Origin of the sequence: Dryocola clanedunensis subsp. sulfonylureivorans (genome assembly GCF_016756775.1) — a bacterium.
Classification (GTDB): domain Bacteria; phylum Pseudomonadota; class Gammaproteobacteria; order Enterobacterales; family Enterobacteriaceae; genus Dryocola; species Dryocola clanedunensis.
This window is the reverse complement of record NZ_JAERMU010000026.1, coordinates 1-12,766: the sequence shown is the minus strand read 5'-3', so window position 1 is coordinate 12,766 and position 12,766 is coordinate 1. Positions and strand designations below refer to the sequence as shown.

The following is a 12,766-nucleotide window of genomic DNA, read 5'->3' as shown; positions in this document are numbered from 1 at the left end:
ATGTTTGATATCGGTGTAAACCTAACCAGTTCTCAGTTTGCTAAAGATCATGCGGATGTCGTGCAGCGAGCCCATCAGTGTGGCGTCAGCGGGATGTTGCTGACGGGCACTAACCTGCACGAGAGCCAGCAGGCTTTAGCTATGGCTCAGCAGTATGAAGGCTGTTGGTCTACCGCAGGCGTGCATCCGCATGATGCCAGCCAGTGGGAAGATGCCACGGCAGAGGCTATCTACCAGCTGGCCGGGGCGCCGGAAGTGGTCGCTATCGGTGAATGTGGCTTAGATTTCAACCGTAACTTCTCGACGCCGGCTGAACAGGAGCGTGCCTTTACCGCTCAACTGGCGCTGGCGGCAGACCTGGTAATGCCAGTATTTCTTCATTGTCGTGAAGCTCATGAGCGTTTTATTGCGCTGCTGGACCCGTGGCTGGATAAGCTCCCGGGCGTGGTGCTGCACTGTTTTACCGGCACGCAGGACGAAGCGCGTGAATGTCTGGCCCGCGGCCTGTTTATCGGCATCACCGGCTGGGTCTGCGACGAGCGCCGTGGGCTTGAGCTGCGTGAGTTGCTGCCCTGCATTCCAGCCCAGCAGCTTTTGCTGGAAACCGACGCCCCTTATTTGTTGCCCCGGGATCTAAAACCAAAACCTGCTTCCCGACGCAACGAACCCTGTTACTTGCCCCATATCCTTAATCAGGTTGCCCTGTGGCGAGGAGAAGATCCCGCCTGGCTCGCGCAAGTCACAGATGACAATGCCCGCCGCTTATTCCGGCTGGCTTAAATCAGGAGAAAGTAAATGAGCTATGCATTTCCCGGTACGTTTCCCGGCCGCCGTATGCGCCGCGTACGCCGCCACGACTTCAGCCGTCGTCTGGTTGCTGAAAACCAGCTTACGGTAAACGATCTCATCTATCCGGTCTTCGTGATGGAAGGGCAGAATCGTCAGGAAGAAGTGGCGTCGATGCCGGGCGTTTACCGCATGACTATCGACCTGCTGCTTAAAGAGGCCGAAGCCGTTGCGAAATTGGGTGTCCCGGTACTGTCTCTGTTCCCGGTTATCGAAAGCGCGGGTAAATCGTTACATGCCGAAGAAGCCTATAACCCGGATGGTCTGGTGCAGCGTGCAGTACGCGCGCTGAAGGATGCGGTGCCGGAGCTGGGCCTGCTGACGGATGTGGCGCTTGACCCCTATACCACCCACGGTCAGGACGGCGTTATCGATGCGGACGGCTACGTCATTAACGACATCACCCGCGAGATTCTGGTGCGTCAGGCGTTATCCCATGCGGAAGCCGGTGCGGAAATCATCGCGCCAAGCGACATGATGGACGGCCGTATTGGCGCTATTCGCGACCAGCTGGAAGCCGACGGTCTGGTGAACACGCAGATCATGTCCTATGCGGCGAAATACGCCTCCTGCTATTACGGCCCGTTCCGCGATGCAATTGGCTCTTCCGGTAACCTGAAGGGCGGCAACAAAAAAACCTATCAGATGGACCCGGCCAACACTGACGAGGCCCTGCAGGAAGTGGCGCAGGATCTCCAGGAAGGCGCGGACATGGTGATGGTCAAACCGGGTATGCCGTATCTGGATGTGGTCAGCCGCGTGAAGCAAACCTTTGGTGTGCCGACCTTCGCCTATCAGGTGTCTGGTGAATACGCGATGCATATGGCCGCGATCCAGAATGGCTGGCTGGCAGAGAAACCTGCGATTATGGAGTCGCTACTGTGCTTCAAACGTGCGGGTGCCGACGGCGTGCTGACGTATTTCTCTAAGCGTGTCGCACAGTGGCTGCACGACGAGCAGATGCAGCGCTAGGTTTTATTTTGTAGCGGCGGATGACGCTTACGCTTATCTGCCCTACAGCTGGCCTTTCGTTTAAACCTTCCTGAAATCCGTATTCTTCACGCTCTGTCGTACCTGCTTGTTCAGCAGATTGAGCAGCAGCATAGATCGCGCCTCGCCGTCCGGCTCGCTGAAAATCGCTTCCAGCCCTTCAAACGCCCCTTCGGTAATCACCACGCTATCGCCAGGATACGGCGTATCCGGGTCGGTAACATTTTCAGGATGATAGTTAATCAGCTGCTCGATGACTTCATCAGGCACGTTGGCAGGCTGGGCGCCAAAACGAACGAAATGGCTGACGCCACGGGTTGAGTTCACCGTGGTGGTGTGGATGTTTTCCGGATCAAATTTGACGAACATGTAGTTCGGAAACAGGGGCTCGCTGACTGCAGTTCGTTTGCCACGCACGAGTTTTTCCAGCGTGATCATTGGGGTAAGGCAGCTCACCGTCTGGCGCTCAAGATGCTCTTGCGCCCGCAGTTGCTGTCCTCGTTTGCAGTACAGAAGATACCAGGATTCCATAATTTCTCATCTCACCTCATTGAGGGCGCAAGAATAGCAAAAGCCCGTACCGAGAGATAGCCAACACCAGTATAACCAATAGCTATTCGCTCAGCGCCCACACTGTTACTCGTTTTTAACAAAAATACAGCATGCTCCGGATGAAGTCCGTATAATGGCGGGCATTCTCAGGGCCAGGATGAATTGCATGAAATACCACGACCTGCGCGACTTTATGACGCTGCTTGAACAGCGCGGTGAGCTGAAACGTATCGCGATGCCAGTCGATCCGTATCTGGAAATGACGGAAATTGCCGACCGTACGCTGAGAGCAAACGGCCCGGCGCTGCTCTTTGAGAACCCCAAGGGGTACAGCATGCCGGTGCTATGCAATCTGTTTGGCACACCGAAGCGAGTTGCAATGGGCATGGGTCAGGAGGATGTCTCCTCCCTGCGTGAAGTGGGTAAACTGCTGGCTTTCCTGAAAGAGCCGGAGCCGCCAAAAGGCTTCCGCGATCTGTTCGATAAACTCCCCCAGTTCAAACAAGTGCTCAACATGCCGACCAAACGGCTGCGCGGCGCGCCCTGTCAAGAGCGAGTCTGGGAAGGCGACGAGGTCGATCTCTCCCGCATCCCCATCATGCAGTGCTGGCCCGAAGATGCCGCTCCACTTATTACGTGGGGGTTAACGGTCACGCGCGGCCCGCACAAAGAGCGGCAAAACCTGGGGATTTACCGCCAGCAGCTCATCGGCAAGAACAAGCTGATTATGCGCTGGCTGTCCCATCGTGGTGGCGCGCTGGATTTCCAGGAGTGGTGTGCTGAACATCCAGGCGAACGTTTCCCAGTTTCTGTTGCACTGGGCGCAGACCCGGCTACCATTCTTGGCGCAGTGACGCCGGTGCCGGATACGCTCTCTGAATATGCTTTTGCCGGGCTTTTGCGCGGCACAAAAACCGAAGTGGTGAAGTGCCTTTCCAACGATCTCGAAGTCCCTGCCAGCGCTGAAATCGTGCTGGAAGGCTACATCGAACCGGGTGAAATGGCACCGGAAGGCCCGTATGGCGACCACACGGGCTACTACAATGAAATAGACAGCTTCCCGGTATTTACCGTTACGCATATTACCCAGCGGGAGGATGCAATTTATCACTCCACTTACACTGGCCGCCCACCGGATGAGCCAGCGGTACTGGGCGTGGCGCTAAACGAAGTCTTCGTGCCGATTCTGCAAAAGCAGTTCCCGGAAATTGTCGATTTCTATCTGCCGCCGGAAGGGTGTTCCTATCGCCTTGCGGTCGTGACCATCAAAAAACAGTACGCTGGCCACGCGAAGCGCGTGATGATGGGCGTCTGGTCATTCCTGCGGCAGTTTATGTACACCAAGTTTGTCATCGTATGCGATGACGATGTGAACGCGCGTGACTGGAACGATGTTATCTGGGCCATCACTACGCGTATGGATCCGGCGCGTGATACCGTACTGGTCGAGAACACGCCGATCGATTATCTGGATTTTGCCTCGCCGGTCTCCGGCCTTGGTTCAAAAATGGGACTGGATGCCACCAATAAATGGCCAGGAGAGACCCAGCGTGAGTGGGGGCGTCCTATCAAAAAAGATGCGGAAGTCTGCGCGCGGATAGATGCAATCTGGGATGAACTGGCTATTTTCGATAACGATAAAGACGCCTGAGGGCGGCTTACCGTTTAGCATTATTGACCCGACAGAGGGGAAGCATGACAACCTTAAGCTGTAAAGTGACCTCGGTAGAAGCGATAACGGACACGGTTTACCGCGTTCGATTACTGCCGGAAGCGGATTTTTCCTTTCAGGCAGGTCAGTATCTGATGGTGGTGATGGATGAACGTGACAAACGTCCGTTCTCTATGGCCTCTACGCCGAGCGAGCACGAGTTTATCGAGCTGCACATTGGTGCTTCGGAGTTAAATCTGTATGCCATGGCCGTTATGGACCGCATCCTGAAAGATAAAGAGATTGTGGTGGATATTCCCCACGGCGACGCCTGGCTGCGTGACGAAGAAGAGCGTCCACTGATCCTGATCGCGGGCGGCACCGGCTTCTCTTATGTACGCTCCATCCTGTTAACGGCGCTGGCACGTAACCCTCAGCGTGAAATCGCCATCTACTGGGGTGGCCGTGAAGAGAAGCATCTTTACGATCTCGCCGAGCTGGAGGCGCTTTCGGTTCAGCATGAAAATCTGCGTGTTGAAGCGGTAGTTGAGCAGCCTGAAGGTGAGTGGCGCGGACGTAACGGCACCGTGTTGACGGCGGTCATGCAGGATTACGATACGCTGGGCGGGCACGATATCTATATCGCAGGCCGTTTTGAAATGGCGAAAATTGCCCGTGAGCTGTTCTGCAATGAGCGTGGTGCCAATCCCGAGCGTATGTTTGGCGATGCTTTTGCGTTTATCTGATGCCATAAAAAACCCGCCCCTGACAGGCGGGAAGAACGGCAACTAAACTCTGCGAAGTTGTTTCCATAGGGCGGATAAGCGAAAGCGCTATCCGCCGCAATCTATCTTTAAATCCTTTCAATAACCGTTGCGATCCCCTGACCCAACCCGATGCACATGGTAGCGAGGCCGAACTGCGCATCCCGACGTTCCATCAGGTTAAGCAGCGTGGTGCTGATACGCGCGCCGGAGCAGCCGAGCGGGTGGCCCAGTGAAATGGCACCGCCGTTCAGGTTGATCTTCTGGTCGATCTGCTCCATCAGCCCCAGATCCTTAATGCACGGCAGGATCTGCGCCGCAAAGGCTTCATTCATTTCGAACAGGTCGATATCTGAAGCTGTCAGGCCTGCCTTCTTCAGCGCCATTTTCGACGCCGGTACCGGGCCGTAGCCCATGATTGACGGATCGCAGCCGACCACCGCCATCGAACGGATACGGGCGCGAATTTTCAGGCCCAAATCTCTGGCGCGTGATTCGCTCATCAGCAGCATGGCTGCGGCACCGTCAGACAGGGCAGAAGATGTGCCCGCCGTGACCGTCCCGTTGACCGGATCGAACGCTGGCCTAAGCTGCGACAGCCCTTCAACGGTTGTTTCCGGGCGAATAACTTCGTCGTAATCAAAGCGCTTTAGCACGCCGTCAGCATCGTGGCCGCTGGTGGCAACAATTTCATTTTTGAAATGGCCCGCTTCCGTTGCGGCCCAGGCGCGCTGGTGGGAGCGGGCGGCAAACTGATCCTGCATCTCGCGGCTGATGCCGTGCATGCGGGCGAGCATTTCTGCGGTTAACCCCATCATGCCCGCCGCCTTCGCGACGTTGCGGCTAAGGCCTGGATGGAAGTCAACGCCATGGCTCATCGGCACGTGGCCCATGTGTTCCACGCCGCCAATCAGGCAGGCATGGGCATCACCGGTCTGAATCATACGGGCTGCATCGTGCAGCGCCTGCATGGAAGAGCCGCACAGGCGGTTCACGGTGACTGCCGGAACCGAATGCGGAATCTCTGCCAGCAGGGCGGCGTTACGCCCGATGTTAAAACCCTGCTCCAGGGTCTGCTGCACGCAGCCCCAGTAAATATCATCCAGCGCGGCGGCTTCCAGAGCCGGGTTACGGGACAGAATGCTGCGCATCAGGTGGGCAGAAAGATCTTCCGCACGGACGTTACGGAACGCCCCGCCCTTAGAGCGGCCCATCGGGGTGCGGATGGCATCAACAATTACAACCTTTTCCATGATCACTCCTCAGGCGCTTTGCAGGTCGGTGGCCGGGCGTGCGGGCTCAACCGGTGGATAATAAGGCTCGTTACGGGACGCTTTTGCACGCAGACCGTCCGGCACCTGGTAGAGCGGGCCAAGATGCTCATACTGCTGCGCCATGTCGAAATACTTCGCGCTGCCAATCGTGTCCAGCCAGCGGAACGCGCCGCCGTGGAACGGAGGGAAGCCCAGGCCGTAAACCAGCGCCATGTCCGCTTCTGCGGGGCTGGCAATAATGCCTTCTTCCAGACAGCGCACGACTTCGTTGACCATCGGGATCATCATACGGGCGATAACCTCTTCATCGCTGAAGCCGTGGCGCGGCTTGCTGACGTCCGCCAGCAGCGCGTCCGTGGATTCATCCTGCTCTTTGCGCGGCTTGCCCTTGCTGTCTTCTTTATATCGATAGAAGCCCTGTTGCGTTTTCTGGCCGTAGCGGCCCGCGTCGAACATGGCATCAATCGCATCGCGATAATCTTTCTGCATCCGCTGTGGGAAGCCAGCGGCCATCACGGCCTGCGCGTGGTGCGCGGTATCGATACCCACAACGTCCAGCAGATAAGCCGGGCCCATCGGCCAGCCAAACTGTTTTTCCATCACTTTGTCGATCTGGCGGAAGTCCGCGCCGTCGCGCATCAGCTGGCTGAAACCTGCAAAGTACGGGAACAGCACGCGGTTAACAAAGAAGCCAGGGCAGTCGTTAACCACGATTGGCGTTTTGCCCATCTTGCTGGCCCATGCCACGACGGTCGCTACGGTTTGCTCAGACGTTTTCTCGCCGCGAATCACTTCGACCAGCGGCATACGGTGCACCGGATTAAAGAAGTGCATGCCGCAGAAGTTTTCCGGCCGCTTCAGGCTGCTGGCCAGCTCGCTGATTGGAATGGTGGACGTATTGGAAGCCAGCACTGTATCCGGGCGAACTTTATCTTCCACTTCCGCCAGCACGGCTTTTTTCACCTTCGGGTTTTCGACAACGGCTTCCACCACCACATCAACCCGCTCGAAACCTGCGTAATCAAGCGTTGGATGAATGGTGGCAATCACGCCCGCCAGCTTCATGCCGTCGATTTTGCCGCGTTCCAGCTGTTTATTAAGCAGCTTGCTGGCTTCGTTAATGCCCAGCGTCAGCGACCTGTCGTTAATATCCTTCATTAATACCGGTACGCCCTTCCAGGCGGACTGGTAAGCAATGCCGCCACCCATGATCCCGGCGCCCAGTACGGCAGCCTGTTTCGGGGTTTCGGTATTTTTGGTCAGTTTCTTAGCCTGACCTTTGACGTACTGGTCATTAAGGAAAATCCCAACCAGCGCACGGGCTTCATCAGAGCGGGCCAGAGGCACAAAGCTTTGCGTCTCCAGCTGTAGCGCTTCGTCGCGGCCCAGCTTTGCGGCAGCTTCGATAGTTTTCACGGCGGTCATCGGGGCAGGGTAGTGCTTGCCCGCAATCTGCATCACCATGCTTTTGGCGATGGTGAAGCTCATGGTCGCTTCGATTTTGCTGAGCTTCAGCGGCTGAAGCTTGGGCGCGCGTTTTGCTTTCCAGTCCAGATCGCCGTTAATCGCCTGGCGCAGGACGGCAATCGCGCCGTCACGCAGTTTCTCCGCTTTTACTACGCCGTCGACCAGACCTATTTTCAGTGCTTCATTGGCGCTGACGTCTTTGCCAGCGGTGATAATTTCCAGCGCGCTGTCTGCGCCCAGTAAACGCGGCAGGCGAACGGAGCCGCCAAAGCCCGGCATAATGCCCAGCTTGGTTTCCGGCAGGCCAATGCGCGCGTCCGGCGTTGCCAGGCGATAATCGGTTGCAAGCACACACTCACATCCACCGCCCAGCGCGTAGCCGTTAACGGCGGCGATTGTCGGGACCGGCAGATCTTCCAGGCGGTTGAAAACGCCGTTGGCAAACTGCAGCCAGTGGGTCAGCTGTTCGGCAGGAACCTGGAACAGCGACAGGAATTCGGTAATGTCTGCGCCAACGATAAACGCGGCTTTGCTGGAACTTAGCAGCAGGCCTTTAAGCCCGCTCTGCTTTTCCAGCACGTCGAGCGCGTGGCCGAGGCTGGCGACGGTCGCGGTGTCGAGTTTGTTAACCGAGCCGGGCGCATCAAACACCAGTTCTGCGATGCCATCTTCCAGCCAGTCGAGATGTAGGGTTTCACCTTGGTAGAGCATGTCAGTCTCCTGAATCCTGCAATGGGATCTGGTCGTACCAGATGAAGGGGAGTGTGGAATTGATGTTAATGAAATGCAAATAAGTCTTTAAATATTTGCAGCGGTGATCACAGGCCCCGGAAATAAGTCGGCTGAGTTCTGGTGTGCTAAGATGCGTGGCGAACACATCATAAAAACAGAAGGGTAAATCATGGATTCACTGGCCTCGCTTTATAAAGATCATGTGGCAACCTTGCAGGAGCGCACCCGCAACGTTCTGGCACGTTTTAACCTTGATGCGCTGTTAATTCACTCCGGAGAGCTGTTCAACGTCTTCCTTGACGACCATGCATATCCGTTCAAAGTGAACCCGCAGTTCAAGGCCTGGGTACCGGTGACTCAGGTGCCAAACTGCTGGCTGCTGGTGGATGGCGTTAACAAACCGAAATTATGGTTCTACCTGCCGGTGGACTACTGGCATAACGTAGAGCCGCTGCCTGAGTCCTTCTGGACAGAAGATATTGACGTGGTCGCGCTGCCGAAAGCGGACGGCATTGGTAGCCAGCTTCCCGCCGCCCGCGGCAATATCGGCTATATTGGCCCAGTGCCGGAGCGCGCTTTGCAACTTGATATTCAGGCGGCGAACATCAACCCGAAAGGGGTTATCGACTACCTGCACTACCATCGTGCTTATAAGACTGACTACGAGCTGGCGTGTATGCGTGAAGCCCAGAAGACTGCCGTAGTGGGTCATCAGGCTGCCCATGAAGCGTTCCTGTCCGGCATGAGCGAGTTCGACATTAACCAGGCTTATCTGACTGCAACCGGTCATCGTGATACCGATGTGCCTTACGGCAACATTGTGGCGCTGAACGAACACGCTTCGGTACTGCATTACACTAAGCTTGATCATCGCGCACCGACTGAAATGCGCAGCTTCCTGCTGGACGCTGGTGCGGAATACAACGGTTATGCCGCTGACCTCACCCGTACCTGGGCAGCCAACGGTGACAGCGACTACGCCCAGCTCATTAAAGATATGAACGCCGAAGAGCTGGCGTTGATCGATACGCTGAAAGCTGGCGTGCGCTATACCGACTATCACGTCCAGTTTCATCAGCGCCTTGCTAAGCTGTTGCGTCGCCATCAGCTGGTTAACGACATCAGCGAAGAAGCGATGGTCGAAACCGGGATCACCGGACCATTTATGCCGCACGGTATTGGTCACCCGCTCGGGTTACAGGTACATGACGTTGCAGGCTTTATGCAGGACGATACCGGCACGCATCTGGCGGCCCCGTCCCAGTATCCGTACCTGCGCTGCACTCGCATGCTTGAACCGCGCATGGTGTTAACCATCGAGCCGGGGATCTACTTTATTGAATCCCTGCTTGCGCCGTGGCGTGAAGGGCTGTACAGCAAGCATTTTAACTGGCAGAAAATCGAAGCGATGAAGCCGTTCGGCGGCATTCGTATCGAAGACAACGTGGTTATCCACGAAAACAATGTCGAAAACATGACACGCGACCAGAAACTGGCGTAATGGACAGCTGGCCGATCCCCGCAGAATCCGTCTCCGTCAGCGAGGAAATCAAGAAGAGCCGTTTCATCACTCTGATAGCCCATACTGATGGGGTTGAGGCGGCGAAAGCTTTTGTGGAAAGCGTAAGGTCTCAGCATCCCGACGCCCGGCACCACTGCTGGGCCTGGGTTGCCGGTGCACCGGATGATTCGCAAAAGCTCGGGTTTTCAGATGACGGAGAACCTGCCGGAACGGCCGGTAAACCGATGCTCGCGCAGCTGATGGGCAGCGGTATTGGTGAATTGAGCGCCGTAGTCGTGCGCTACTCCGGCGGTATTAAGCTTGGCACGGGTGGCCTGGTCAAAGCCTACGGCGGCGGCGTGCAGCAGGCGCTTAATGGGCTGCCTACCGTCCTCAAAGTGCCATTAACAGAATATACTTTGCAGTGTGATTACGCTCAGCTGGCGGGAATAGAAGCTTTGCTTAAGCAGTATGATGGGCTAATCGTAGAAAGTGACTTTCAGGCATCGGTGTTATTAAAAGTGGCATTGCCCTGCAACCAGCAGGCTGGGTTTTCAGTCAGGCTGGCGGATATTAGCCGCGGCGCATTGCATTTACTGCCGATTGAAGAATAATCCCCACCTCGCAATTATTTGATATTTAAGGAAGCGGCTGAAATGCATTTTCGTGCCATAACCCGAATCGTTGGACTGCTGGTTATCCTGTTCTCCGGGACGATGATAATCCCGGGGTTGGTTGCCTTGATTTACCGCGATGGGGCTGGCCGCGCCTTTACACAGACTTTCTTTGTCGCGCTGGTGATTGGCTCGCTGCTGTGGTGGCCAAACCGCCGCGAGAAAAATGAGTTGAAGCCACGAGAAGGGTTTCTGATCGTCGTGCTTTTCTGGACCGTGCTGGGTAGCGTGGGGGCTTTGCCGTTTATCTTCTCCGAGCAGCCAAATCTCACGGTCACTGATGCCTTCTTTGAATCCTTCTCTGGTTTAACGACGACGGGTGCCACCACGCTGGTGGGGCTGGATTCGCTTCCTCACGCCATCCTCTTTTACCGACAGATGCTGCAATGGTTTGGCGGCATGGGGATCATCGTGCTGGCCGTTGCTATCCTGCCGATTCTGGGCGTCGGGGGAATGCAGCTTTACCGCGCTGAAATGCCAGGGCCGCTGAAAGATAATAAAATGCGCCCGCGTATTGCGGATACGGCGAAAACCTTATGGCTTATTTATGTATTGCTGACGGTCGCCTGTGCGGCAGCGCTGTGGTTTGCGGGCATGCCGATGTTCGATGCGATAGGGCACAGCTTCTCGACCATCTCCATCGGCGGCTTTTCAACGCACGATGCCAGCGTGGGCTATTTTAATAACCCAACAATCAATTCCATTATTGCGGTCTTCCTGCTGATCTCGGGCTGTAACTACGGCCTGCATTTCTCGCTGTTAAGCGGGAGAAACCTTAAGGTCTACTGGCGCGATCCGGAATTCCGTATGTTTATAGGTGTGCAGCTCACGTTGGTAATTATCTGCACCCTTGTCCTGTTCCTGCATAATACCTACGGTTCCGTGCTGCAAACGCTGAACCAGGCGTTCTTCCAGGTTGTCTCGATGGCCACCACGGCGGGCTTCACGACAGACAGTATTGCCCGCTGGCCGCTATTCCTGCCGGTGCTGCTGCTTTGTTCTGCTTTTATCGGCGGCTGTGCGGGTTCTACCGGCGGTGGCCTGAAGGTGATTCGTATCCTTCTGCTGTTCAAACAGGGAAATCGTGAACTGAAAAGACTGGTCCACCCGAATGCGGTATATAGCATCAAGTTGGGTAACCGGGCGCTGCCGGAGCGTATCCTCGAAGCGGTATGGGGTTTCTTCTCGGCGTATGCGCTGGTGTTCATCCTCAGTATGCTGGCGATTATCGCAACGGGGGTTGATGACTTCTCTGCATTCGCCTCGGTTGCGGCAACGCTCAATAACCTTGGGCCTGGGCTGGGTGTGGTGGCGGACAACTTCGCCAGCATGAACCCGGTAGCAAAATGGATCCTGATCGGCAACATGCTGTTTGGTCGTCTGGAAGTGTTTACTTTATTAGTCTTATTCACGCCAACCTTCTGGCGAGAGTAACCGGAGCCTGTAGTGAAAACTTTAATTCTGTTTTCGACCCGTGATGGTCAAACCCGTGAAATCGCTTCTTATATAAGTTCCGAGCTTAAAGAGCTGGGCGTTGAGAGTGATGTGATGAACCTGCATCGCTGTGAAGAGATCGCGTGGAGTAATTACGACCGTGTGATTATCGGTGCATCTATTCGTTATGGTCACTTCCACTCATGCGTAGAAGCTTTCGTGAAAAAGCACCAGCAGGCGTTGCAGGCTATCCCAAGTGCTTTCTTCTCGGTTAACCTGGTAGCGCGTAAGCCTGAGAAGCGTTCTCCACAAACCAACTCTTATACGCGCAAGTTTCTTCTTAACTCTCCCTGGCAGCCAGATCACTGCGCTGTGTTCGCTGGAGCCCTGCGTTACCCGCGTTATGGTTGGCTGGACCGCTTCATGATTCGCTTAATTATGAAAATGACCGGCGGCGAAACGGATACCCGAAAAGAAGTGGTTTATACCGACTGGCAGCAGGTAGCGCGTTTTGCCCATGAAACAGCACATTTATCCGCCAAATAGCGTTCAAAATACGCGGTTTGATGAAAAAAAATGCGGTCAGTAATTATTTTGAAATAAACCCTTGTCACATTCCTAAAAATCCCTATACTGCGCCTCCACTGACACGGCACAACGGCTTACAAACCGGCCCGTCAGGCGGAGTGAAGTAAGAAATAAATACTTGACTACGTAGCGGGAAAGCGTAATATGCACAGCCCGCGCCACCGAAGATTGTGGCACTGCTCTTTAACAATTTATCAGACAATCTGTGTGGGCACTCGCAGGATTGATATCTCAAGCATCTTCGGATGCAAAAAAATATCAAGTCTTGAAGAGTGACCAGGCAGTAATTCATT

The 12,766-nt window shown here is 55.4% G+C and carries 11 protein-coding genes; 8 read left to right on the top strand and 3 right to left on the bottom strand.

Translation table 11 applies throughout. From position 1 onward, the window contains the following. Together tatD and hemB are read left to right on the top strand one after the other, a co-directional pair. Positions 1–780, top strand: a complete 780-nt coding sequence (tatD, locus tag HYQ67_RS20370) for a 3'-5' ssDNA/RNA exonuclease TatD (protein ID WP_202306969.1) — start codon at positions 1–3, stop codon at positions 778–780. Between the two features lie 15 nt (positions 781–795). After that, positions 796–1,818 (top strand): porphobilinogen synthase, encoded by a 1,023-nt coding sequence (hemB, locus tag HYQ67_RS20365; protein WP_202306967.1) that lies wholly within the window; start codon positions 796–798, stop codon positions 1,816–1,818. A gap of 60 nt (positions 1,819–1,878) precedes the next feature. Here the strand turns inward: hemB and rfaH are convergent, their stop codons facing one another. After that, the gene (gene rfaH / locus HYQ67_RS20360; protein WP_202306966.1) at positions 1,879–2,367 is read right to left on the bottom strand and encodes a transcription/translation regulatory transformer protein RfaH; all 489 of its coding nucleotides are present in this window, start codon (positions 2,365–2,367) and stop codon (positions 1,879–1,881) included. 178 nt (positions 2,368–2,545) lie between these two features. Here rfaH and ubiD point away from each other — a divergent pair, with 178 nt between their 5' ends. Together ubiD and fre are read left to right on the top strand one after the other, a co-directional pair. After that, positions 2,546–4,039: a 4-hydroxy-3-polyprenylbenzoate decarboxylase gene (gene ubiD, locus HYQ67_RS20355; RefSeq protein ID WP_202306958.1), complete on the top strand. Its 1,494-nt coding sequence runs from the start codon at positions 2,546–2,548 to the stop codon at positions 4,037–4,039. A 44-nt stretch (positions 4,040–4,083) separates the two neighbouring features. Then, positions 4,084–4,785, top strand: a complete 702-nt coding sequence (gene fre / locus HYQ67_RS20350; RefSeq protein ID WP_202306956.1) for an NAD(P)H-flavin reductase — start codon at positions 4,084–4,086, stop codon at positions 4,783–4,785. Between the two features lie 107 nt (positions 4,786–4,892). Here the strand turns inward: fre and fadA are convergent, their stop codons facing one another. Both fadA and fadB read right to left on the bottom strand, forming a co-directional pair. Next, the gene (fadA, locus tag HYQ67_RS20345; RefSeq protein ID WP_202306954.1) at positions 4,893–6,056 is read right to left on the bottom strand and encodes an acetyl-CoA C-acyltransferase FadA; all 1,164 of its coding nucleotides are present in this window, start codon (positions 6,054–6,056) and stop codon (positions 4,893–4,895) included. A gap of 9 nt (positions 6,057–6,065) precedes the next feature. Next, the gene (fadB, locus tag HYQ67_RS20340; protein WP_202306952.1) at positions 6,066–8,255 is read right to left on the bottom strand and encodes a fatty acid oxidation complex subunit alpha FadB; all 2,190 of its coding nucleotides are present in this window, start codon (positions 8,253–8,255) and stop codon (positions 6,066–6,068) included. Between the two features lie 190 nt (positions 8,256–8,445). Between fadB and pepQ the strand changes: the two genes are divergently transcribed. From pepQ to hemG, 4 genes are read left to right on the top strand one after another with little or no spacing between them, the layout of a single operon-like run. Further along, on the top strand, positions 8,446–9,777 hold the full coding sequence (pepQ, locus tag HYQ67_RS20335; RefSeq protein WP_202306950.1) for a Xaa-Pro dipeptidase: 1,332 nt from the start codon (positions 8,446–8,448) through the stop codon (positions 9,775–9,777). Beyond that, entirely contained in the window at positions 9,777–10,391 is a 615-nt protein-coding gene (locus tag HYQ67_RS20330) for an IMPACT family protein (protein ID WP_202306948.1), read from the top strand. Before pepQ ends, HYQ67_RS20330 begins: the two co-directional genes overlap by 1 nt. A 42-nt stretch (positions 10,392–10,433) precedes the next feature. Beyond that, positions 10,434–11,885 (top strand): Trk system potassium transporter TrkH, encoded by a 1,452-nt coding sequence (gene trkH, locus HYQ67_RS20325; protein ID WP_202306946.1) that lies wholly within the window; start codon positions 10,434–10,436, stop codon positions 11,883–11,885. Positions 11,886–11,897: 12 nt separating this feature from the next. Further along, complete coding sequence (gene hemG / locus HYQ67_RS20320; RefSeq protein ID WP_202306944.1) at positions 11,898–12,431, top strand: menaquinone-dependent protoporphyrinogen IX dehydrogenase; 534 nt, start codon at positions 11,898–11,900, stop codon at positions 12,429–12,431. Positions 12,432–12,766 lie beyond the last annotated feature (335 nt).

Bases quoted from the DNA above. Each gene is read 5' to 3' on its own strand.
- tatD (WP_202306969.1), top strand. From the start codon at position 1: ATGTTTGATATCGGTGTAAACCTAACCAGTTCTCAGTTTGCTAAAGAT.
- fadB (WP_202306952.1), bottom strand. From the start codon at position 8,255: ATGCTCTACCAAGGTGAAACCCTACATCTCGACTGGCTGGAAGATGGC.
- ubiD (WP_202306958.1), top strand. From the start codon at position 2,546: ATGAATTGCATGAAATACCACGACCTGCGCGACTTTATGACGCTGCTT.
- hemB (WP_202306967.1), top strand. From the start codon at position 796: ATGAGCTATGCATTTCCCGGTACGTTTCCCGGCCGCCGTATGCGCCGC.
- rfaH (WP_202306966.1), bottom strand. From the start codon at position 2,367: ATGGAATCCTGGTATCTTCTGTACTGCAAACGAGGACAGCAACTGCGG.
- fadA (WP_202306954.1), bottom strand. From the start codon at position 6,056: ATGGAAAAGGTTGTAATTGTTGATGCCATCCGCACCCCGATGGGCCGC.
- fre (WP_202306956.1), top strand. From the start codon at position 4,084: ATGACAACCTTAAGCTGTAAAGTGACCTCGGTAGAAGCGATAACGGAC.
- HYQ67_RS20330 (WP_202306948.1), top strand. From the start codon at position 9,777: ATGGACAGCTGGCCGATCCCCGCAGAATCCGTCTCCGTCAGCGAGGAA.
- trkH (WP_202306946.1), top strand. From the start codon at position 10,434: ATGCATTTTCGTGCCATAACCCGAATCGTTGGACTGCTGGTTATCCTG.
- pepQ (WP_202306950.1), top strand. From the start codon at position 8,446: ATGGATTCACTGGCCTCGCTTTATAAAGATCATGTGGCAACCTTGCAG.